Here is a 20,322-nt window from a genome sequence, read left to right as displayed (position 1 = left end):
CACAGCAAGGGGCCGAGAGTTCCCGGCCCGACGAGCGAATAGCGTTGAGGCTCAGCCCTTGAGTTCAGTCGGCTGAATCACTTCGATCCAGTAGCCATCCGGGTCCTTGACGAAGGCCAGGTGGTTCATGCGCCCATCTGCCAGGCGTTTCTGGAAGGGGACTTCGAGTGCTTCGAAGCGCGCGCAGGCTTCGCGCACGTCTGGCACCGAAATGCAGATGTGGCCGAAACCGCGTGGGTCGGTGTTGCCGTTGTGGTAGGCAAAATCGGCGTCGTGTTCGGTGCCGTGGTTGTGGGTCAGCTCCAGAACACCTGGGATCGACTTCATCCACTGGTGGCGCGCGGCGTCATCGGCAGGGATCTGCGCCGGGTCGACCAGGGCCAGGAAGTACAGGCTGAAGGCGGCTTCGGGGAAGTCGCGCTTGTCCACCAGGCGGAAGCCCAGGACGCGGGTGTAGAAGTCCAGCGACTTCTCGATGTCCTTGACCCGCAGCATGGTGTGGTTGAAGACGAATTTGGCAGTGGCGGTATCCGGCTGCGCGGTGACGCCAGGCAGGGTTTGCAGATCGTGCAGGCTCATGGGAACTCCTGAGACGGGGCCGGGCGCGAGGCACCGGCAAAACAGACAGGCTGGCCATGATACGGCAGTGAAGCGATTGCGCAAATGAAAGCGCCCTGCACGAGGCAGGGCGCTGGAAGAGAGGCCCGCATGTGCGGGCGCGTGGGGTCGCTAGTCCTTTAGCTGTCTCGATAGTGAGCCAGCCCTTGTGAAAAAAGTGTGAAGTACATGTGGACGTTTCATCAGCGTACCCAACTTTCTACCGTGGCGGCGCCGTACTCTTCCTTCCAGGCCTTCAGCCCACGATGGTTGCCCCCTTTGGTTTCAATCAGCTCGCCGGTGTGGGGGTTCTCGTACACCTTGACCACGCGCGGTCGGCGCTGTTGTTTGGGGGCAGTACTGGTGGCCCGAGTTGCCGCCTTGGGGTCGAGGATGGCGATGATATCGCGCAGGCCCTTGTCATAGCTTTTCATCAGGCCGACTAGTTTCTGCTCGAATTCGATTTCGCGTTTGAGGCCGGCATCCTTTTTCAGCGCTTCCAGTTGAGCCATTTGTTCCTGAAGCGCTTTTTCGGCAGCACGAAACTCTGCAAGTCTGGACACTGTAATCACTCCTGTACGTCTTTCGTGGCAGGGCGTGACGAACATTGAAGTAGTACAAAACGCCGGCCACGGGGTGGGTTCCGCTGTTCGCTGACATCGAGTGTAGTCATTCATTGCTACTGGGTAAACTGCAAACTTTTTATAAGTAAGCACGGAACTTTACAGGTTTTCCGGGCGCTATTTCGTGAGGAGTTCGAGGGCCATCGCGAACGGTTCTAGACCAAGGTCCAATGGCCTGAGCCAGAGCCTTTGCGCGATCATTTCAGATGATGCCCGGCGACTGTTCGGGCGTGTCGCAGTACCGCAGCAGGTGTTTGCTGCAGGTTGTTTTTTGCCTTTCTTTCTGGATGTTTCCACGCATGTTTGCCCCCCTCCCTCACGCCCCAGGGCGCCGTGTTGCCGGCTTGTTCCTTTTGTGTGCCGGCGTCAATGCCCAGGCCGCCGGTTTTCTTGAAGACAGCAGCGCCAAGGTCGAAGCGCGGAATGTCTACTTCAACCGCGACTTCCGTGATGGCCTCAGCAGTTCCAGCCAGGGCGCCTCCAAGCGCGAAGAGTGGGCGCAAGGTTTTATCCTCAATGTGCAGTCCGGCTTTACCCAGGGGCCGGTAGGCGTTGGCGTTGATGCAATCGGCCTGTTCGGGGTAAAGCTCGATTCCAGCCCGGCGGACAGTAACAGCGGCCTGCTGCCGTCTTCTGGCCACGACCCGCGGCATTCGGCGGATCAATACGCGAAGATGGGCTTGGCGGCCAAGGTCAAAGTGTCCAACACGGTCTTCAAGTACGGCTCGATGATGCCGGACATGCCGCTGATCAAATACAACGATGGCCGGCTGCTGCCCACACTGTTCCACGGCGCGCTGTTGACCTCCGAAGAAATACACGATCTGAAGTTCACCCTGGCGCGCCTGAACAAGTACACCGCACGGGACTCCACTGACCGCCAGGACATTCGCGTGCACTGCAAGAACAAGCGCTATGCCTGCGATATCGAAGCCGACCACTTCGACCTGGCGGGCCTCGACTACCGTTTCAGTGACCGTGTCAGCGCCCAGTACCAGGTGGCCAAGCTGGAGAACATCTATCGCCAGCACTTTCTCGGCCTGGTGGCGAGCCAGCCGCTGGCGGTGGGCAGCCTGTCGGCCGACCTGCGCCTGATCAAGAGCGACGACATCGGCAATGCCCGCGCAGGCGCCATCGACCACCGTGCCTTCAGCGGTATGCTCGGCTACAGCCTGGGGGGCCACAAGGTCAGTGCCGGCTGGCAGCGCATGTACGGTGACAGCGCCATGCCGTACCTGGATGGCAGCAACCCTTATCTGGTCAACTACGCCCAGGTCAACGACTTCGCCGCCGCCCAGGAACGTTCCTGGCAACTGCGTTATGACTATGACTTCAAAGCGCTGGGTGTCCCCGGCCTGACCTTCTTCACCCGTTACATCAATGGCGACCATATCAAGGTCCCGGGCAGCACGGGCGAAGGCAAGGAATGGGAACGCGACACCGAGTTCAAGTACCAGGTGCAAAGTGGCACATTCAAGGATGTCAGCGTACGTCTGCGCAACTCCACTTACCGCAGCAACTATGAGAAGTGGGCACGTGACATGGACGAGACTCGCGTCATCGTCAGTTACAACTTCTCCATCTTCTAGCCGGTGGCTTTGCCAAAGACCCATGGCTGGCCGAGAATGGTCACGGGTAGTGGCAAAGGGCAGGGCAATGAAAGACCTGTTGTTGATTGGCATCGGCCCGGGTGATCCGCTTCAGATCACCTATGAAGCGGTCGAGGCGCTACGTCGCGCCAGCGTTTTCTTCGTGCTCGACAAGGGCACGCAGAAGGACGAACTGGTGCGCTTGCGCAAGGCGATTCTCGAACGCTATCGACCCGAGGGTGGCTACCGGCTGGTGCAGGTGGCCGACCCTTCGCGCGACGGCCAGGCGGCGGATTATGTGGGCGCGGTGCAGGACTGGCACCGCCAGCGCGCCGCGCTGTATGCCCGCATGATCGAAGACGAGGTGGCTGTCGGCGAAGCCGGTGCCTTTCTGTTGTGGGGCGAACCTGGCCTGTACGACAGCACCCTGCGCATTCTCGACCTTGTCCGCGAAGGCGGGTTGGCAGTGCGCCTGCAGGTGGTCCCCGGCATCAGTAGCGTCCAGGCCCTGGCCGCTCGGCATCAGGTGCCGCTCAACCGTATCGGTGAACCGCTGACCGTGCTGCCGGGGCGTCGCCTGGCCGAGCAGGCGCGCATCGACAATGTGGTGGTGATGCTCGACGGGCAGGGCGCGTTTGCTGCGCTCGATGACCCTGACCTGATAATTTACTGGGGGGCCTACCTGGGGACCGCGGACGAGGTGTTGATTGCCGGGCCGTTGCAGGCGGTGAAGGCGAGGATTTTGCAGGTGCGGGCGCAGGAGAGATTGCGCAAGGGGTGGATCATGGACACCTACCTGTTGCGCCGAACGCTGTAATCGATTGCAGGGGGGCGGGCCTCTTCGCGGGTGGCCGCGAAGAGTGCGCGCAGGGTTCAGGGGGGGGGCAGTATCTGCATGACCTTGTCGCGCAACTGGTCAATGCCGAACGGCTTGCTGATCATGTGCATGCCCTCTGGCACGTTGACATTCTCGGCATAGCCACTGGCAAACAGTACCGGCAGTAACGGGCGCAGTGCGCGTGCACGGTGCGCCAGCTCTTCGCCGCGCATGTCCGGTAGGCCCACGTCTGTCATCATCAGCGCCAAGGCCTGCGAAGCATCTTCGAGCACTCGCAAGGCGGTGGTGGCGTCTTGCGCTTCGATGACTTCGTAGCCCAATTCGGCGAGCACTTCGACCATCAGCATGCGTACGATGTCGTCGTCTTCGACTACCAGAAGGTGCATGGTTGGGTTCCTGTGCAAATGAATGTCTTTAATCTGTACGCTGCACGCCAGCAGAAGTTCCCGAGGATACCGATCCTTGCAATCAGATGGAACGATTGGCAAACCCAGCCTTCAAATACTGGCTAAATGCCCTGCCAGGCTCGGCAAAGCTGGTTAGACTCGCTGTTATCAGTGAGCACAGTGGCTGGCAATAATAACGGTCTTTCGCCGCACTTCTTAATGGACTTTTTCGCTCGGGCGTCATCACATGATTCAAGCAGCCTCGATAGACCAGCAAAGCTTCCGCAAGCTGTTGAGCCGCAACATCGGCCTGCCCCTTGGGGTGGGGCTTTTGGGGGCCGTGGCGTTTGTCGCGGTGATCAACTACCTGCTCTCGGCCATGCAATGGGTCGAGCATACCGATCGGGTGATCGGCAATGCCAACGAGACGGTCAAGCTGTCGATCGACATGGAAACCGGCATGCGCGGCTTCCTGATCACCGGGGACGAACGCTTTCTCGACCCCTACGAGGTGGCCAAGCCGAAAATTCTCGGCAGCCTTCAGAGCCTGCGCGCAATGGTCGAGGACAACCCGCAGCAGGTTGACCGTATCGACCGGCTGATGGCCTTGCAGCAGGCCTGGAACGACTTCGGCAACCAGATGATTACCCTGCGCCGTAACCAGGGCGACTACCAGGCATCGATCGGCAACGGGCGGGGCAAGCGCATCACCGACGAGATCCGCAAGGAATTCGACGGCCTGATCAGCACCGAGCAGCAACTGCGCATGGCCCGTAACGAGAAAGTCAGCTCGGTCACCGTGACCGCGATCTCGGTCTTCGTGCTGCTCATCGTCGGCCTCAGTGCCTTGCTGGCCTACCTCGGGCGCCGCGACCTGCTGGCGCTGTCGAGCAGCTACGCGGAAAACCTCGAGGCCCAGCGGCGCGCTGCTGAGCGTCTGGAGCACCAGGCCTGGCTGCGCAACGGCCAGACCCAACTGGCCCAGCAGGTACTGGGGCAACTGACCCTGCCGATGCTCGGCGACAACATCCTGCGCTTCTTCGCGGCGGCGCTGGGCAGCGTGGTCGGCGCGGTGTATGTGCGCGATGAGCATGGCAGCCTGGTGCGCGTGGCCAGCTATGGCCTGAGCGCCGAAGAGCAGGCCCGCGAGCAGATCAAGGGCGACCACGATGGCTTGCTGGCCCAAGCTGTGCGTGAAGGTCGGCTGTTGCGCCTGGAGGACCTGCCCGACGACTATTACCGCTTGAGTTCCGGCCTTGGCAATGGCCTGCCGCGCAGCGCACTGCTGATGCCCGCCACCGATGATGGGCAGATCAACGGCGTGATCGAACTGGGGTTCCTGCGCCCGTTGCAGGCGCGCGATGAAGAGCTGATGGAGCGGGTTGGCGGCAACCTTGGCATGTCCATCGAAAGTGCGCGTTATCGCCAGCGTCTGCAGGAAGTGCTGGCCGAGACCCAGCAGTTGAACGAAGAGCTGCAAGTGCAGCAAGAAGAGCTGAAAACCGCCAACGAAGAGCTCGAAGAACAGTCCCGCGTGCTCAAGGAGTCCCAGGCCCACCTGGAGACCCAGCAGGCCGAACTGGAGCAGACCAACGAGCAGTTGTCCGAACGCACCGATGCCCTGGACCGCAAGAACGACGAGCTCAGCCAGGCCCAGCAAGAGCTGCAGGCCCGTGCTGATGACCTGCAGCGTTCAAGCAAGTACAAGTCCGAATTCCTTGCCAACATGTCCCACGAGCTGCGCACGCCCCTCAACAGCTCGCTGATCCTGGCCAAGCTGCTGGCGGAAAACGGCGAGGGCAACCTCACCGGGGAGCAGATCAAGTTCGCCGATTCCATCTATTCGGCTGGCAACGACCTGCTCAACCTGATCAACGATATCCTCGACATCGCCAAGGTCGAGGCCGGCAAGCTTGAAGTGCGGCCAGAAACCACCCAGCTGGCGCGCCTGGTCGAAGGCCTGCGCGGCATGTTCCTGCCACTGGCCGAGCACAAGGGGCTGGCCTTCGAGGTCAAGCTCGAACCCCAGGTGCCGGTGACACTGTTCACCGATCGGCAACGGCTGGAGCAGATCCTCAAGAACCTGTTGTCCAACGCCATCAAGTTCACCGACCAGGGCCAGGTCGACATGACCATCAGCTACCAGGCCGGCACCGGCATCGTGTTCGCCGTCCGCGACTCTGGCATCGGCATCGCCGCCGACCAGCAGCAGGCGATCTTCGGCGCTTTCCACCAGGTCGACGGCAGCAGCAACCGCCGCTATGGCGGCACTGGGCTGGGCCTGTCGATTTCCCGCGACCTGGCGCATTTGCTGGGTGGGCAGATCAGCGTCGACAGCAGCCCGGGCCAAGGCAGCGTGTTCAGCCTGATCGTGCCGGAGCGCTACGAGGTTGAAAGCGAGGAGGTCGAGGCGCTCAGCCTGCGGCCTGCGGTCGACACACTGCCGCCGGCGCCCAAGGTTTCCACCGCCACGGCACCGAAACTGCCGGCGCTTACCTTCGCCGATGACCGCGACCGGGCGCCGTTCGACAACCGCTGCATCCTGGTGATCGAAGACGAGCCGAACTTCGCCCGGATCCTCTTCGACCTGGCCCACGAACTGGGTTACAGCTGCCTGGTGGCCCAGGGCGCCGACGAAGGCTTCGAGCTGGCCGCGCGCTACATTCCCGATGCCGTGCTGCTGGACATGCGCCTGCCCGACCACTCCGGCCTTACCGTGCTGCAGCGCCTCAAGGAGCTGGCCGGCACCCGGCACATTCCGGTGCACATCATTTCGGTCGAAGACCGCGTCGAGGCGGCCATGCACATGGGCGCGGTGGGTTACGCGGTCAAGCCGACCAGCCGCGAAGAGCTCAAGGAAGTGTTCGCCCGCCTGGAAGCCAAACTGACCCAGAAGCTCAAGCACATCCTGCTGGTGGAAGATGACGACCTGCAGCGTGAAAGCATCGCCCGCCTGATCGGCGACGACGATGTCGAGATCACCGCCGTGGCCATGGCCCAGGACGCCCTGGCGCTGCTGCGCGAGAACATCTACGACTGCATGATCATCGACCTCAAACTGCCCGACATGCTTGGCAACGAGCTGCTCAAGCGCATGACCGCAGAGGACATCCGTTCATTCCCACCCGTGATCGTCTACACCGGGCGCAACCTCACCCGTGAAGAAGAGACCGACCTGCTCAAGTATTCGCGCTCGATCATCATCAAGGGCGCTCGCTCGCCTGAGCGCCTGCTCGACGAAGTGACGTTGTTCCTGCACAAAGTCGAATCGCAGCTGTCCCATGAGCGCCAGCGCATGCTCAAGACCGCGCGCAGCCGCGACAAGGTGTTCGAGGGCCGCAAAGTGCTGCTGGTGGACGACGATGTGCGTAATATCTTCGCCCTCACCAGTGCCCTGGAGCACAAGGGCGCCATCGTCGAGATCGGCCGAAACGGGCGCGAGGCCATCGAGCGCCTGGAGCAGCACGACGACATCGACCTGGTGTTGATGGATGTGATGATGCCGGAGATGGACGGCTTCGAGGCGACCCGGCTGATCCGCCAGCAAGCGCGCTGGCGCAAGCTGCCGATCATCGCCGTGACCGCCAAGGCGATGAAGGATGACCAGCAGCGTTGCCTGCAGGCTGGCGCCAATGATTACCTGGCCAAACCGATCGACCTGGACCGCCTGTTCTCGTTGATCCGGGTGTGGCTGCCGCAACTGGAGCGAATTTGACTAGCGAGCGCAACACCGACATCGAGATTCGGCTGCTGATCGAGGCGATCTACCTCAAGTACAGCTACGATTTTCGCAACTATTCCGGCGCTTCGATCAAACGCCGGATCCTTCATGCCCTGCGCCAGTTCGACTGCCTGACAGTCTCGGCGCTGCAGGAGCGGGTGCTGCACGACCCGGGCATGTTCATGCAGTTGCTGCAGTTCCTGACGATCCCGGTCAGCGAGATGTTCCGTGACCCAAGCCACTTCCTGGCGCTGCGCAATGAAGTGGTGCCGCTGCTGCGCACATGGCCGTCGATCAAGATCTGGGTCGCCGGCTGCAGCACCGGTGAAGAGGTGTACTCGATGGCCATCCTGCTGCGAGAGGAAGGCCTGCTCGAGCGCACCATCCTCTATGCCACCGACATCAACCCGCATTCGCTGGACAAGGCCAAGCAAGGTATCTACTCGATGCAGAGCATGCGCGAGTATGAAGAAAACTACCGCCTGGCCGGTGGCCGTCGCGACTTCGCCGAGTACTACACCGCGGCCTATGGCAACGCCATCATGGACAGCAGCCTGCGCGACAACGTGACCTTCGCCGACCACAGCCTGGCCACCGACAGCGTGTTCTCCGAAACCCAGCTGGTGTCGTGCCGCAACGTGCTGATCTACTTCAACAAGGAGCTGCAGGATCGGGCCTTGGGGCTGTTCCATGAGTCGCTCTGCCATCGGGGGTTCCTGGTGCTGGGCAGCAAGGAGTCGGTAGATTTTTCGGCCTACAGCGAGCGCTTCGAGCCACTGGTCAAGCCCGAACGGATCTACCGCAAATCATGAACGGCGTACGTGCAGTGGTGATTGGCGCCTCGGCGGGCGGGGTGGCGGCACTGTTCGAGGTGCTCGGCGCGCTGCCACCGGCGTTCAGCCTTCCGGTGCTGTGCGTGCTGCACCTGCCGGACGACCGCCACAGCCAACTGGCCGAAGTGCTGCAGCGGCGCTTGCACCGGCCGGTGCGCGAGGCGTGCGACAAGGAACGGATCAGTGCCGGGCAGGTCTACGTGGCGGGGCCGAGCTATCACTTGTCGGTGGAGCACGACCTGACGCTGTCGCTGAGCCAGGAGGCACCTGTGCATTTCTCCCGCCCGGCGATCGATTTTCTGTTCATTTCGGCGGCCGATGCCTATGGCGACGGCCTGCTTGGCGTGCTGCTCACCGGTGCCAACGAAGACGGCGCCAAGGGCCTTGCCTACATCAAGAACAATGGGGGCCGCACAATTGTCCAGGACCCTCGCGACGCACAGGTCGCCCTGATGCCAGAGGCCGCCCTGGCCCTGCATCAGCCCGACCATATCCTTACTCTGAGCGGTATCGGGCAACTGCTCGCGACCTTGGAAACCCGCGCATGCTAAGCCACACCATCGCCAAACTGCTGATCGTCGACGATCTGCCGGAAAACCTGCTGGCGCTCGATGCCCTGATCCAGGGCGAAGACCGCGAGGTGCACCAGGCCCAGTCTGCCGAAGCTGCGTTGTCGCTGCTGCTGGAGCACGAATTCGCGCTGGCCATTCTCGATGTGCAGATGCCGGGCATGAACGGCTTCGAGCTGGCCGAGTTGATGCGCGGCACCGACAAGACCAAGAACATCCCGATCGTGTTCGTCAGTGCGGCGGGGCGCGAGATGAATTACGCCTTCAAGGGCTACGAGAGCGGGGCGGTGGACTTTCTGCACAAGCCGCTCGACACCCTGGCGGTAAAAAGCAAGGTCTCGGTGTTCGTCGACCTGTTTCGCCAGCGCAAGGTGCTAGGTCGGCAGCTCGAAGCCCTGGAACGCAGCCGCCAGGAGCAGGAGATATTGCTGAACCAGCTGCAACTGGCGCGGGGCGAGCTGGAGCATGCCGTGCGCATGCGCGACGACTTCATGTCGATCGTCTCGCACGAGGTGCGTACGCCGCTCAATGGCCTGATCCTGGAAACCCAGCTGCGCAAGATGCACCTGGCACGGGGTAACCTGGAGGCTTTCAGCGCCGACAAGCTGCAGGCCATGGTCGAACGTGACGAACGGCAGATCAACAGCCTGATCCGCTTGATCGAGGACATGCTCGACGTCTCGCGCATCCGTACCGGCAAGTTGTCGTTGCGGCCCAAGGTGTTTGACATCGGCCAGCTGGTGCGTGGCCTGGTGGAAAACTTCACGGCCCAGGCCACGGCGTTGGAAACGCACATTGTGCTGCAGTGCTGCGAAACGTTGCAGGGCGAGTGGGACGAGTTTCGGATTGAACAAGTGGTGGCCAACCTGTTGTCCAATGCCATGCGTTACGGCGAACGCAAGCCGGTGGAGGTTCGCGTGTTCGAGCAGGATGGCATGGCCTGGGTACAGGTGCAGGACCAGGGCATCGGTATCAGCGCCGCCAACCAGCAGCGGATCTTCCAGCAGTTCGAGCGGGTCGCTGCACAGCAGGCCAGCGGTGGGCTGGGGTTGGGGCTGTTCATCTCCGAGCAGATCGTCCAGGCCCACGGTGGGCGGATTCTGGTTGACAGCGAGGAAGGCCAGGGCGCCACATTCACCCTGCAATTGCCGCTGGCAACGTTCCAACAACAAAACGACCAGGCGCGGGCAACCTCTGCGTAAGCCTGGGGTCAGATGGCCAACTGTAAGAATTTCAAGGCGTTATCATGAGTGAAGATGCACAAGATGTGGTGCTGGTGGTCGAGGATGAACCGGCCATTCGCATGATTTTGCGTGATTACCTGGCAGGCGAGGGTTATCACGTACTGGTGGCCGAAGACGGTGAACAGGCCTTCAAGATCCTGGCGAGCAAGCCGCACCTGGATTTGATGGTCACTGATTTTCGATTGCCAGGGGGCATTTCGGGGGTGGAGATCGCCGAGCCTGCGGTAAAACTGCGACCGGAGCTTAAGGTGATTTTCATCAGTGGCTACCCGGCGGAGATTCTCGAATCGGGCAGCCCGATCACGCGCAAGGCGCCGATCCTGGCCAAGCCGTTCGACCTGGATACCCTGCACGAACAGATTCAGGCGCTGTTGCGCTGAGGCAGCTGGCCTTCGCGGCGGTGCGGCGATCCGCTGTGCTCCGCGAAGAGGCCCTGGCAGGCTATCGCAGCGTCCGCTCGATCCCACCGACCAGCAAGTTCTCCATCAGCTCCAAGCCTTGTTCTTGAGGCAATGCCTTGAGCAACCCCGGCAGTTGGTTGAGCAACGTCGCCAGCACATGCGCAGTAGCCTCCAGCGCTTGCCCTGGCAGTTTCGCCTGCGGTGCAATCAAACGCAGCAACCCTGCCTCATAGCGCTTGCGCAACGACGCCAGGTGCACCTGTTGCGCCTCGCTCAAACAACATAAATCCCGCTCTGCCAGGCGAAACTGCAAGGGCCGCTCGGCATGCAACTGCCAATGCGCCGCGATCAGGCACGACAACGCCGATGCCCCCCGGGCCATGGCGCGGCGGCCTTGGTCCAGGGTGGCCTGCAGCTCCTCGTACAACTCTTCGATCAAGTCGTACAGCAGGTCCTGCTTGCTCGGGAAATGGTGATACAGCGAACCGGCGGTCAACCCCACGTGGGCTGCCAGTTCACGCATGCTGACCTGGCCAAAACCCTTCTCGGCAAACAGCGCCATGGCCTGGTCACGTCGCTCTTCAAAGCTGGCACAGCGCATCGCAGCGTTAACCGGGGGCATGGCACTCGCTCCTCAATAGGTGAAGAAACCGCGGCCGCTTTTGCGCCCCAGCCAACCGGCCGCGACCATTTCCTTGAGCAACGGGGCAGGGCGGTACTTGCTGTCATTGAAGCCCTCATGGAAGGCCTCCATGATCGCCAGCAGGGTATCCAGGCCAATCAGGTCGGCCAGTGCCAAGGGGCCGATCGGCTGGTTGCAGCCTAGGCGCATGCCGGTGTCGATGTCCTCGGCACTGGCCAGGCCCTCCTGGCGCACGAAGATCGCTTCGTTGATCATCGGCACCAGGATGCGGTTGACCACGAAGCCTGGGCGGTTGCCGGCGGTAATCGGGGTCTTGCCGAACTTTTCGGTCACCAGCAAGGCCTGGGCATAGGTGCTGTCACTGGTCTGCAGGCCACGGATGATCTCGACCAGGGCCATCATTGGCACCGGGTTGAAGAAGTGCACGCCGATGAAACGCTCCGGGTGCTCGATGCTCGCGGCCAGTTGCGTCACCGACAGCGACGAGGTGTTGGTGGCAATCAGGCAGTCGGCGGCAACGTTGCCGGCCACTTGCTGCAAAATGCGCTGCTTTAGCTGCAGGTTTTCGGTGGCCGCCTCGATCACCAGCTGCGCGCCACTGAGCTGGGCATAGTCGGTGCTGGTGCGGATGCGGGTTTTCGCTGCCTCGGCCTTGTCGGCGTCGAGCGTGCCTTTGCTGACCTGGCGCTCCAGGTTTTTGCTCAAGGTTGCCACGCCACGCTCCAGCGCGGCATCGGACACGTCCACCAGCAGCACCTGGTAGCCCGCCACCGCGCACACTTGAGCGATACCGTTGCCCATGGTGCCCGCGCCGATCACGGCAATTTGTTCAATGTTCATGGGTCAGTTTCCCTCAGACGCGCTCGAAGACCACGGCGATGCCTTGGCCACCGCCGATGCACATGGTGGCCAGGGCGTAGCGGCCCTGAATGCGGTGTAGCTCATGGATGGCCTTGGTGGCGATGATCGCACCGGTGGCGCCGACCGGGTGGCCGAGGGAGATACCCGAACCGTTCGGGTTGACCTTTTCCGGGTCGAAGTCCAGCGCACGGGCTACGGCGCAGGCCTGGGCGGCGAAGGCCTCGTTGGACTCGATCACGTCCAGGTCCTGCACACGCAGGCCGGTTTTTTCCAGCACCTTGCGGGTCGCCGGGATCGGGCCCAGGCCCATCAGCTCGGGCTCGACGCCGGCATGGGCGTAAGCCACCAGGCGTGCCAGCGGCTTCAGGCCCAGACGGCGCACGGCGTCACCGCTGGCCAGCACCAGGCCGGCAGCGCCGTCGTTGATGCCACTGGCATTGCCGGCGGTGACGGTGCCGTCTTTCTTGAACACGGTCTTCATGGCGGCCAGTTGTTCTGCGGTGACATCGCCACGCACGTGCTCATCGACGCTGAACTGCACGCTGCCTTTGCGGGTTTTCAGTTCCAGCGGGACGATCTGGCTGGTGAAGCGGCCTTCGGCGATGGCGCGTGCGGCGCGGCGTTGGCTGGTCAGGGCCAGCTCGTCCTGCATTTCACGGGTGATGCCGTGCTTGGCCGAAACGTTCTCGGCGGTGATGCCCATGTGGAAGTGTTCGAAGGGGTCCTGCAGCACGCCGACGGTGTAGTCGATGCCTTGCAAGTCGCCCATGCGCGCGCCCCAACGTGCCTGCGGCAGCAAGTACGGGCCGCGGCTCATGGACTCGGCGCCCGCCGCCAGGGCCACGTCGGTGTCGCCCAGCAGCAGGCACTGCGCTGCCGAAACAATGGCTTGCAAGCCCGAGCCGCACAGGCGGTTGACGTTGAAGGCCGGGGTTTCCTTGGGGATGCCGGCGTTCATCGCCGCCACCCGGGCCAGGTAGGCATCACGCGGCTCGGTGGGGATCACGCTGCCCATCACCATGTGGCCGATCTGCCCGGCATCCACGCCGGCACGCTCGATGGCGGCGCGGGTCACGGCGGTGGCGAGGTCTGCCAGCGGCAGGTCCTTGAGAGAGCCGCCAAAGCCACCAATGGCTGAACGGACGGCACTGACGACGTAGATTTCTGCGCTGCTCATAAGGGCTCCGATTGCGAAGGCATGGCGGGACCGGGCCTGGCTCTGCGAGAATGGCCGGCGATCCCTTTGTCCACCCGAGTCTAGGCAAAGGCTCTGCCAGAGCCTATGCCGGATCTGTTCATTCAACCTGGCAGTTTTTGCCACTCAGCATAGACAGCGAAACCCGCCATGCGCGATAGCGATACGGTCGCCGTGTACTTCCTCAAGGCCATGCTGCACGCCCTGCGCGACCGCCCGGACGTGCGCGATGCACACCTGCGTGAGGTCGGCATCGATCCACAGCTGCTCGACCAGCCCCAGGCCCGCGTGCCGGCCAAGGCATTCGCCCAGCTGTGGCTGGCGCTGATTCAACGGTTGGACGACGAGTTCTTCTGCCTCGACAGCCACGGCATGCCGCTGGGCAGCTTTGCCTTGATCTGCCGCGGCCTGATTCTGGAGCCGAACCTGGAAAAAGCCCTGCGTCAGTGCATGGGTGGTTTTGGCTTGTTCTTGCGTGACCTTCGCGGCAGCCTCACGGTGCGCGCGGGCAGGGCAGTGATCAGCGTGCAGTCGAGCATCGCCGACCCGCTGACCCGGGTATACGCCGAGGAAACCTACCTGGTGCTGATGATCGGCCTGCTGTGCTGGCTGGCGGGGCGGCGCATTGGCATCGACCGTACCGAACTGGCGGTGTCGCGCCCTGCCCAGGACGACGACCTGCTGCTGTGGGGGCCTGACCTGCGCCTGGGCAGTGGGCGTACCGAAGTGGAGTTCGACAGCGCTTACTTGCGCCTGCCCGTGGTGCAGAACCTGCAAGCTTTGAAGGGCTTCTTGCGTAGCGCGCCCCAAGGCCTGGTGATTCGCTTTCGCAACCAGAATGGCCTGGTGGCCGAGGTCTATCGCCACCTGCGCGCGCGGCGCTATGGGCAGTGGCCGACCTTGGCGGCGTTGGCGCAGCTGCAGGGTATCAGCGCCAGCACCTTCCGCCGGCAGTTGGAGCGGGAAGGGCGTTCGTACCAGCAAATCAAGGACGAAGTGCGCCGGGCAATGGCGTTTGAACACCTGCGCGAAGGGGTACTGAGCATCGCCGAAGTGGCTGAGCTGGCGGGGTTTCAGGAACCCAGCGCGTTTCACCGGGCGTTCAAGAAATGGACGGGGCAGAGCCCGGGCAGCTATCGCGCCAGGTTGGTTGCGCGGTAGGTGTGCCAGTACCGGCCGCAAACGGGCCGGTACAGGCAATCAGCAATCGATTACGCCGGAACCATGGCAAACCCGACGCCGAAGCGGTTCCAGGCATTGATGGTGGCGATGGCCAGCGTCAGGTTGACCACTTCCTGCGGCTCGAAATGGGCTTGCAGCGCCTCGTACTCAGGCTGTGGCGCACCGCGCTCCGGCAAGCGGGTCAGGTTTTCTACCCAGGCCAGCGCGGCGCGTTCGCGCGGGGTGAAATAGGCGGTTTCTTGCCACACGCTCAGCGTCTGCAGGCGTGCTTCGGTTTCGCCGGCCTGGCGTGCGTCATTGGCATGCATGTTGATGCAGTAGGCGCAGCCGTTGATCTGCGAAGCGCGCAGGCGCACCAGTTCGAGCAACGAATTTTCCAGGCCGCTCTTGGCCAGCGCCTGTTCCAGGCCAACCATGGCTTTGTAGGCTTCCGGTGCGTGCTTGGCCCATTCGATACGCGTGTTCATGGTGTTCTCCAGAAGGTGTGGGGTGGACATGGCGCTACCTTAGCGCTGCCCGTCGATCGGCCCGATAGCCAATCGCAGCGTTTGCCGGGAGGCCAATCGGTGCATTCAGGTGGCCACTGACGTGCATCCAATCTCTTCATTTCTGTCAACGCCAGCAAGCCGGGATAATGGCCAGGTCTTGCAACAGGAGCACCGATTCATGTCCGAAGCACGCTACATGCGCGAAGCGCTCGATCTGGCCCGTGCCAACATCAAGGCCGGTGGTCGGCCTTTTGGCGCCGTGCTGGTGTATCAGGGGCGCGTGGTGGCACGCGCGGTCAACGAGATCCACAGCAGCCAGGACCCGACCGCCCATGCCGAACTGCTGGCCATTCGCAAGGCCGCGCATGCCCTGGGCCAGGCGCGCCTGGACGGCGCCGAAATCTATGCCAGCGGCCACCCGTGCCCGATGTGCCTGGCGGCCATGCACCTGTGCGGCATCGAACGGGCTTGGTTCGCCTATGGCAACGATGAGGGCGAGCCCTATGGGTTGTCCACGGCCGCAGTCTACGCGCAGATGACGCGCCCGCCGCAGCAACAGAGCCTGCCAGTGCGGGCGCTGAAACCGAGTGGCGAAGCCGACCTGTACCTTGAGTGGCAGCAGGCCAACGCGCAATGAGAGCGGCTTTGAACGTGTTGCTGGTGATGCTGCTGGCACTGAACCTGCGGCCGATCCTTACCAGCATCGGGCCGCTGCTCGAACCCATGCGCGCCAGCACGGGCCTGGGTTACCAGCAGGCGGCGCTACTGACCGCGCTGCCGGTGCTGTGCATGGGCCTGGTGCCGTTGTTGCAACCCTGGCTGCGGCGCTGGATCAGCGAGCATGGCGGCATGCTCGCGGGCCTTGCGGCGATCGCGCTGGCCTGCCTGTGGCGGCTGCAACTGGGCAGCGCCTGGGCGCTCATTGCCAGCGCAGTGGTCGCCGGCCTCGGCGTCGCGGTGGTTCAGGGCATGATGCCGGGGCTGGTCAACCGCTGGTTCCCGGGTCGCCTGGCGGGCGCCATGGGTATGTATTCCGCAGCGCTGATGAGTGGTGGTGGCCTGGCGGCGGTGCTTGGGCCGCATATCAGTGGGTACTTTGGCCACTGGCAGGCCGGGCTGGGCCTGTGGGCCATCCCGGCATTGCTGGCGATGCTGGCCTGGACGCTGCTGCGGCCGCGCCAGGATGCGCCCAAGCTGGCGGGCGCCGCTGGCGGGCACTGGTTCGGTACGCGGCGTGCCTGGTTGCTGGCGTTGTATTTCGGCCTGATCAATGGCGGCTACACCAGCATGGTCGCCTGGCTGCCGGCCTATCACCTGGAGCATGGCGGTACTGCCCAGGGCGGCGGCGACCTGGTGGGCCTGATGACGATCTTTCAGGTTGCCGGCGCGCTGGGCCTGCCGTTGCTGCTGCGTCGCTGGGTGGATCGTCGGCCTGGGTTGTGGCTGGCGCTATCGATCCAGCTGGCAGGTTTCCTTGGCCTGTTGCTGGCGCCAACGCTGTCGATGGGCCTGTGGGTCGCGATGATCGGTCTCGGCCTGGGGGCCTGTTTCAGCCAGAGCCTGACGCTGACCCTGGAGCACCTGAAAACGCCCGCCGAGGCTGGCAGCCTAGCGGCCTTTGTCCAGGGTATCGGCTTTATCATCACCGGTATCGTGCCGTACATCACCGGTTGGCTGCGCGATGTCAGTGGCGACTTTCAGGCGTCATGGACGCTGTTGACGGTGACGGTGCTGGCAATGCTGCTGGTGACAGTGTGTTTCGCGCCACGCGGCTATGCCGCCGCCATCGCACGGCCGGCGGGCAAGGGCCAGGCGGCGCCGGTCAACTGAGGCGTTGCAGGGTATCGCAAACGCGGTCGAGCGCGGTGTCGATGTCGAGCAGCTCGATGGCGCCAAAGCCTAGCACCAGCCCGGGACGCACCGGCACCTCGCTGAAAAACGGTGCCAGCGAATAGAGGCCGACCTCCACCTTGCGTGCGAGGTTGGCCAGCAGTTCGACATCCACCCCAGGCTTGGCCAGCGCACTCAGGTGGAAACCGGCGCTGGCCGGTATGGCGCTGAACCAAGGCGCCAGGTCGCCCTCCAGGCGCGCGAGGATGCGTTCGCGGCGGGCGCTGTAGACGTCGTGGCAGCGGCGGATGTGCCTGTTCAGGTGGCCTTCGCTGATGAAGCGGGCCAGGGCCCATTGCAGCAGGGTCGGGCTGTGCCAGTCGCTGAGGTGCTTGGCCACGCAGGCGGCCTGCAGCACGGCGGGTGGCAGCACCGCATAGCCCAGGCGCAACTCCTGCAACAGGGTCTTGGAGAAGGTCCCGACGTAGGCGACCAGGCCATGTCGGTCAAGGCGCTGCAGGGCGTCGGCGGCGGGCCCTTGGTAGCGGAATTCGCAGTCGTAGTCGTCCTCGATGATCAATGCGCCAAGCTCGGCGGCGCGTGCCAACAAGGCCCGCCTGCGCGGTTCGCTCATCGGCATACCCAATGGGAACTGGTGCGAAGGAGTCACGTAGATCAGCCGTGTGCCATCGGCGATCTGTTCGACGCACATCCCTTCATCATCCACCGCTACTGACTGCAGGCGTGCGCCCAAGGCCAGAAACAGTTGCCGTGCTGGCGGGTAACCGGGGTCTTCCATGGCCACCGGGCAACCGGGTTCGATCAGCACCCGGGCGATCAGGTCGAGCGCCTGTTGCGCACCATTGCACACCAGCACGTCCGCGGCGCTGCAGTGTACGCCGCGGGCGTAGGCGATGTGGTGGGCGATGGCTTCGCGCAGTTCGGGCAGGCCCTGGGCAGTGAACTGCCGCTCTGGATGGCGCTGGCTGCGGCGCAAGGCGTAGTTGAGGCAGCTGCGCCACTGGTCGAAGGGGAACTGCGCCTTGCTCGAGGCGCCGCCGACGAAGTCATAGCGCGACGGTGCTTGCAGTTGCCGCCTGCCCAGCACGGTAGCCCGTTGTTGCCAGCGCTCGAGGGATGCGGCACCCGCCAGGGGGATGGCGGCCACTTCGTTGGTGCGCACAGGCAGTTGCGGGGTAATGAAGGAGCCACGGCCGACCACGCCACTGAGCAGGTTGTCGTAGGTCAGCCGCGAGTAGGCCTCGGCCACGGTCTTGCGTGACACGCCCAGTTGTTCGGCGAGCAGACGGGTGGGTGGCAGTTGGGTGCCAGCGGCCAGGTGGCCGCTGTCGATGCCCGCGCGCAATTGCCGGTACAGCTGGTCGGCCAGGCCTTTGCGGCCTTCAAGGCGGATGTGCAGTTCCATGAAACGGTCCGGAGCAGGGGAATGCTGAGGATAGCGGATCGCGATTCATCGCACAGTGCGAATGTGGCGCTTTACAAGCGTGCCGCACTCACGGTGATGTAGCCCTTGTCGGACAGTGCTATGCGTATTACCGTCTCATCGGTTGGCGCCTTGTGCTTGTGCTTGATACGCACCCCGTCAACCGCAACAGCCTGCATTCTGTGGGTAATGGCACGCCCACTGGCGTCGAAGAAGACCTCGCTGGCCAGCAGCTCGATGCGTTCGATCAACTCACGGGTGCGCTCGTCGGTGGCGCAGAAAAACAGCACCCCCGACAGGTGCGGGTCATCGTCCGGGTTGCTTATTTCGTGGGCGATCAATTCACGCAGGGCGCTGCGTAGTTCGGCGGTGGTGCGGTTCTGTGGGTGCATGCGCAGCCTCCTCTGGATCGAGAATGCTGATCATGTTTTTACTGGTGGAAAGCCACAAGTAAGCCGATTCCGAATAGCTTGTAAGAAAGGTCTGAGTTGGCCAATGGGCAGGTTCCGTCTGTGCGCTGTAGCCTGCCTTTTGGTGCACCTAGATCCAGGCCTGAATCAGTTGCAGATCGCGCTGAAGGCTTGGTCACTTCTCCTTGCCGCTATCCCCTGCTGTCCAATCAGCAGCGATCACGGGCTTGCTATGCCTGGTTGTTCTCCGGGTTCAAGGCTGCATCGACGACTTCGATCCAGTGCCTTACTGGTGTGCGCCCGGCCCCGTCGAGGTGGGTTTGGCAGCCAATGTTGGCGGTGACGATAATAGACGGCATGCCGCTTTCCAAGGCGTCGAGGCGGTTGTCGCGCAATTGCCGTGACAGCTCAGGTTGGGTCAACGAGTAGGTTCCGGCCGAGCCGCAGCACAAATGACCGTCCGGCACCGGGGTGAGGGTGAAGCCCAGCCGTGTCAGCAGGCTTTCCACTGCTCCGCTGAGCTTGAGGGCGTGTTGCAGGGTGCAGGGGCAATGGAAGGCCAGGCGTTGTTCGGCGCACAGGCCAAGTTGCTCGACCGGCTCTTCACGCAGCACTTCCACCAGGTCACGGGACAGGGCGCTGACCCGTGCAGCCTTGGCGGCGTACTGCGTGTCCTTCTCCAGCAGGTGGGCATAATCGCGCACAAATGCGCCGCAGCCGCTTGCCGTCTGCACGATGGCTTCGGCACCTGCCTCGATGGCCGGCCACCAAGCGTCGATATTGCGCCGGGCGCGCTGCAAACCTTGGGCCTGGGCGTTGAGGTGGTAATCCACCGCGCCACAGCAACCGGCCTCGCGGATCGGTTCGACGCTGATGCCGAGGCGGTCCAGCAGGCGTGCGGCGGCGGCGTTGGTATTGGGCGACAGTGCAGGCTGCACGCACCCTTCGAGCAACAGCACCCGGCGCGCATGGCGCGGCGCCGGTCTTTGTCCGGGTGCGGCGACCTGGGCCGGCAACTTGCTTTTGAGTAGCGCCGGCAACAGCGGGCGCAGCGCCTGGCCGGTGAAGCTCAGGGCCTTGAACAGTGCGGGGCGCGGCACCACGGTCCGTAGGGCCTGGCGCAGCAGGCGCTGGCCAAGCGGGCGCGGTACTTGTTGTTCGACCACGGCGCGGCCAATGTCCAGCAAGTCGTGGTACTTCACGCCGGAAGGGCAGGTGGTTTCGCAGTTGCGGCAGCTCAGGCAGCGGTCCAGGTGCAGTTGCGTGCTGGTGGTGACCGGCGCGCCTTCGAGCACCTGCTTGATCAGGTAGATGCGCCCGCGTGGCCCGTCCAGTTCGTCGCCGAGCAACTGGTAGGTGGGGCAGGTGGCCGTACAGAACCCACAGTGCACGCAGCTGCGCAGAATGCTTTCGGCCTCTTCGGCGCGGGCCAGGTGTTTGGCGGCTTCGCTCAGATTGGTTTGCATGG

General features: G+C 63.3%; 20 protein-coding genes. 10 read left to right on the top strand and 10 right to left on the bottom strand.

The window, feature by feature from the left end:
• Nucleotides 1-51 precede the first annotated feature (51 nt).
• Nucleotides 52-579 carry a lactoylglutathione lyase gene (gloA, locus tag HU770_RS04365; RefSeq protein WP_047580995.1) on the bottom strand — a complete coding sequence of 176 codons (528 nt, stop codon included), beginning with the start codon at nt 577-579 and terminating at the stop codon, nt 52-54.
• A 221-nt stretch (nt 580-800) separates the two neighbouring features.
• On the bottom strand, nt 801-1,160 hold the full coding sequence (locus tag HU770_RS04360) for a histone-like nucleoid-structuring protein, MvaT/MvaU family (protein WP_033698852.1): 360 nt from the start codon (nt 1,158-1,160) through the stop codon (nt 801-803).
• Nucleotides 1,161-1,519: 359 nt separating this feature from the next.
• Between HU770_RS04360 and HU770_RS04355 the strand changes: the two genes are divergently transcribed.
• Both HU770_RS04355 and cobF read left to right on the top strand, forming a co-directional pair.
• Complete coding sequence (locus HU770_RS04355; RefSeq protein WP_186663135.1) at nt 1,520-2,809, top strand: OprD family porin; 1,290 nt, start codon at nt 1,520-1,522, stop codon at nt 2,807-2,809.
• Between the two features lie 67 nt (nt 2,810-2,876).
• Nucleotides 2,877-3,626 carry a precorrin-6A synthase (deacetylating) gene (cobF, locus tag HU770_RS04350; RefSeq protein WP_186663134.1) on the top strand — a complete coding sequence of 250 codons (750 nt, stop codon included), beginning with the start codon at nt 2,877-2,879 and terminating at the stop codon, nt 3,624-3,626.
• 56 nt (nt 3,627-3,682) lie between these two features.
• On the opposite strand, the gene HU770_RS04345 is transcribed toward cobF, so the two are convergent.
• Nucleotides 3,683-4,033: a response regulator gene (locus HU770_RS04345; protein ID WP_186663133.1), complete on the bottom strand. Its 351-nt coding sequence runs from the start codon at nt 4,031-4,033 to the stop codon at nt 3,683-3,685.
• A gap of 247 nt (nt 4,034-4,280) precedes the next feature.
• Here HU770_RS04345 and HU770_RS04340 point away from each other — a divergent pair, with 247 nt between their 5' ends.
• From HU770_RS04340 to HU770_RS04320, 5 genes are read left to right on the top strand one after another with little or no spacing between them, the layout of a single operon-like run.
• Nucleotides 4,281-7,748 carry a response regulator gene (locus HU770_RS04340; RefSeq protein WP_186663132.1) on the top strand — a complete coding sequence of 1,156 codons (3,468 nt, stop codon included), beginning with the start codon at nt 4,281-4,283 and terminating at the stop codon, nt 7,746-7,748.
• Complete coding sequence (locus tag HU770_RS04335) at nt 7,745-8,566, top strand: protein-glutamate O-methyltransferase CheR (RefSeq protein WP_033698843.1); 822 nt, start codon at nt 7,745-7,747, stop codon at nt 8,564-8,566. Before HU770_RS04340 ends, HU770_RS04335 begins: the two co-directional genes overlap by 4 nt.
• A complete protein-coding gene (locus tag HU770_RS04330; protein ID WP_033698842.1) occupies nt 8,563-9,138 on the top strand; it encodes a chemotaxis protein CheB in 576 nt (191 codons plus the stop codon). Before HU770_RS04335 ends, HU770_RS04330 begins: the two co-directional genes overlap by 4 nt.
• On the top strand, nt 9,132-10,358 hold the full coding sequence (locus HU770_RS04325; RefSeq protein ID WP_186663131.1) for a hybrid sensor histidine kinase/response regulator: 1,227 nt from the start codon (nt 9,132-9,134) through the stop codon (nt 10,356-10,358). Before HU770_RS04330 ends, HU770_RS04325 begins: the two co-directional genes overlap by 7 nt.
• A 44-nt stretch (nt 10,359-10,402) precedes the next feature.
• On the top strand, nt 10,403-10,780 hold the full coding sequence (locus HU770_RS04320; protein WP_186661272.1) for a response regulator: 378 nt from the start codon (nt 10,403-10,405) through the stop codon (nt 10,778-10,780).
• Between the two features lie 61 nt (nt 10,781-10,841).
• On the opposite strand, the gene HU770_RS04315 is transcribed toward HU770_RS04320, so the two are convergent.
• The 3 genes from HU770_RS04315 to HU770_RS04305 are packed head-to-tail and all read right to left on the bottom strand — an operon-like array spanning nt 10,842 to nt 13,482.
• Nucleotides 10,842-11,423 (bottom strand): TetR/AcrR family transcriptional regulator, encoded by a 582-nt coding sequence (locus HU770_RS04315; protein ID WP_186661270.1) that lies wholly within the window; start codon nt 11,421-11,423, stop codon nt 10,842-10,844.
• A gap of 12 nt (nt 11,424-11,435) precedes the next feature.
• Nucleotides 11,436-12,284 carry a 3-hydroxybutyryl-CoA dehydrogenase gene (locus HU770_RS04310; RefSeq protein ID WP_186663130.1) on the bottom strand — a complete coding sequence of 283 codons (849 nt, stop codon included), beginning with the start codon at nt 12,282-12,284 and terminating at the stop codon, nt 11,436-11,438.
• Between the two features lie 13 nt (nt 12,285-12,297).
• The gene (locus tag HU770_RS04305; protein ID WP_033698835.1) at nt 12,298-13,482 is read right to left on the bottom strand and encodes an acetyl-CoA C-acyltransferase family protein; all 1,185 of its coding nucleotides are present in this window, start codon (nt 13,480-13,482) and stop codon (nt 12,298-12,300) included.
• Nucleotides 13,483-13,650: 168 nt separating this feature from the next.
• Between HU770_RS04305 and HU770_RS04300 the strand changes: the two genes are divergently transcribed.
• The gene (locus tag HU770_RS04300; RefSeq protein ID WP_186663129.1) at nt 13,651-14,661 is read left to right on the top strand and encodes an AraC family transcriptional regulator; all 1,011 of its coding nucleotides are present in this window, start codon (nt 13,651-13,653) and stop codon (nt 14,659-14,661) included.
• Nucleotides 14,662-14,711: 50 nt separating this feature from the next.
• On the opposite strand, the gene HU770_RS04295 is transcribed toward HU770_RS04300, so the two are convergent.
• Nucleotides 14,712-15,149 (bottom strand): carboxymuconolactone decarboxylase family protein, encoded by a 438-nt coding sequence (locus tag HU770_RS04295; protein WP_186661299.1) that lies wholly within the window; start codon nt 15,147-15,149, stop codon nt 14,712-14,714.
• A gap of 199 nt (nt 15,150-15,348) precedes the next feature.
• Between HU770_RS04295 and HU770_RS04290 the strand changes: the two genes are divergently transcribed.
• The gene (locus tag HU770_RS04290) at nt 15,349-15,807 is read left to right on the top strand and encodes a nucleoside deaminase (protein WP_186663128.1); all 459 of its coding nucleotides are present in this window, start codon (nt 15,349-15,351) and stop codon (nt 15,805-15,807) included.
• Entirely contained in the window at nt 15,804-17,000 is a 1,197-nt protein-coding gene (locus HU770_RS04285) for a cyanate transporter (RefSeq protein ID WP_186663127.1), read from the top strand. The genes HU770_RS04290 and HU770_RS04285 overlap by 4 nt, the downstream gene beginning before the upstream one ends.
• Here the strand turns inward: HU770_RS04285 and HU770_RS04280 are convergent.
• The 3 genes from HU770_RS04280 to glcF form a co-directional block, all read right to left on the bottom strand.
• Nucleotides 16,993-18,426 carry a PLP-dependent aminotransferase family protein gene (locus HU770_RS04280; RefSeq protein WP_186663126.1) on the bottom strand — a complete coding sequence of 478 codons (1,434 nt, stop codon included), beginning with the start codon at nt 18,424-18,426 and terminating at the stop codon, nt 16,993-16,995. The genes HU770_RS04285 and HU770_RS04280 overlap by 8 nt on opposite strands.
• Nucleotides 18,427-18,497: 71 nt before the next feature.
• Nucleotides 18,498-18,836 carry a hypothetical protein gene (locus tag HU770_RS04275; protein WP_186661260.1) on the bottom strand — a complete coding sequence of 113 codons (339 nt, stop codon included), beginning with the start codon at nt 18,834-18,836 and terminating at the stop codon, nt 18,498-18,500.
• Nucleotides 18,837-19,084: 248 nt separating this feature from the next.
• Complete coding sequence (gene glcF / locus HU770_RS04270) at nt 19,085-20,320, bottom strand: glycolate oxidase subunit GlcF (protein ID WP_186663125.1); 1,236 nt, start codon at nt 20,318-20,320, stop codon at nt 19,085-19,087.
• Nucleotides 20,321-20,322 lie beyond the last annotated feature (2 nt).

The organism is Pseudomonas sp. SWRI68 (assembly GCF_014269165.1).
In the GTDB taxonomy this organism is placed as follows: domain Bacteria; phylum Pseudomonadota; class Gammaproteobacteria; order Pseudomonadales; family Pseudomonadaceae; genus Aquipseudomonas; species Aquipseudomonas capeferrum.
Note: the sequence above shows the minus strand (reverse complement) of the source record. Positions and strands in the feature narration are given on the sequence as shown.

Coding starts and splice junctions, on each gene's coding strand:
- gloA (WP_047580995.1), bottom strand. CDS start 579: ATGAGCCTGCACGATCTGCAAACCCTGCCTGGCGTCACCGCGCAGCCG.
- HU770_RS04355 (WP_186663135.1), top strand. CDS start 1,520: ATGTTTGCCCCCCTCCCTCACGCCCCAGGGCGCCGTGTTGCCGGCTTG.
- cobF (WP_186663134.1), top strand. CDS start 2,877: ATGAAAGACCTGTTGTTGATTGGCATCGGCCCGGGTGATCCGCTTCAG.
- HU770_RS04345 (WP_186663133.1), bottom strand. CDS start 4,033: ATGCACCTTCTGGTAGTCGAAGACGACGACATCGTACGCATGCTGATG.
- HU770_RS04340 (WP_186663132.1), top strand. CDS start 4,281: ATGATTCAAGCAGCCTCGATAGACCAGCAAAGCTTCCGCAAGCTGTTG.
- HU770_RS04330 (WP_033698842.1), top strand. CDS start 8,563: ATGAACGGCGTACGTGCAGTGGTGATTGGCGCCTCGGCGGGCGGGGTG.
- HU770_RS04325 (WP_186663131.1), top strand. CDS start 9,132: ATGCTAAGCCACACCATCGCCAAACTGCTGATCGTCGACGATCTGCCG.
- HU770_RS04320 (WP_186661272.1), top strand. CDS start 10,403: ATGAGTGAAGATGCACAAGATGTGGTGCTGGTGGTCGAGGATGAACCG.
- HU770_RS04315 (WP_186661270.1), bottom strand. CDS start 11,423: ATGCCCCCGGTTAACGCTGCGATGCGCTGTGCCAGCTTTGAAGAGCGA.
- HU770_RS04310 (WP_186663130.1), bottom strand. CDS start 12,284: ATGAACATTGAACAAATTGCCGTGATCGGCGCGGGCACCATGGGCAAC.
- HU770_RS04305 (WP_033698835.1), bottom strand. CDS start 13,482: ATGAGCAGCGCAGAAATCTACGTCGTCAGTGCCGTCCGTTCAGCCATT.
- HU770_RS04300 (WP_186663129.1), top strand. CDS start 13,651: ATGCGCGATAGCGATACGGTCGCCGTGTACTTCCTCAAGGCCATGCTG.
- HU770_RS04295 (WP_186661299.1), bottom strand. CDS start 15,149: ATGAACACGCGTATCGAATGGGCCAAGCACGCACCGGAAGCCTACAAA.
- HU770_RS04290 (WP_186663128.1), top strand. CDS start 15,349: ATGTCCGAAGCACGCTACATGCGCGAAGCGCTCGATCTGGCCCGTGCC.
- HU770_RS04285 (WP_186663127.1), top strand. CDS start 15,804: ATGAGAGCGGCTTTGAACGTGTTGCTGGTGATGCTGCTGGCACTGAAC.
- HU770_RS04280 (WP_186663126.1), bottom strand. CDS start 18,426: ATGGAACTGCACATCCGCCTTGAAGGCCGCAAAGGCCTGGCCGACCAG.
- HU770_RS04275 (WP_186661260.1), bottom strand. CDS start 18,836: ATGCACCCACAGAACCGCACCACCGCCGAACTACGCAGCGCCCTGCGT.
- glcF (WP_186663125.1), bottom strand. CDS start 20,320: ATGCAAACCAATCTGAGCGAAGCCGCCAAACACCTGGCCCGCGCCGAA.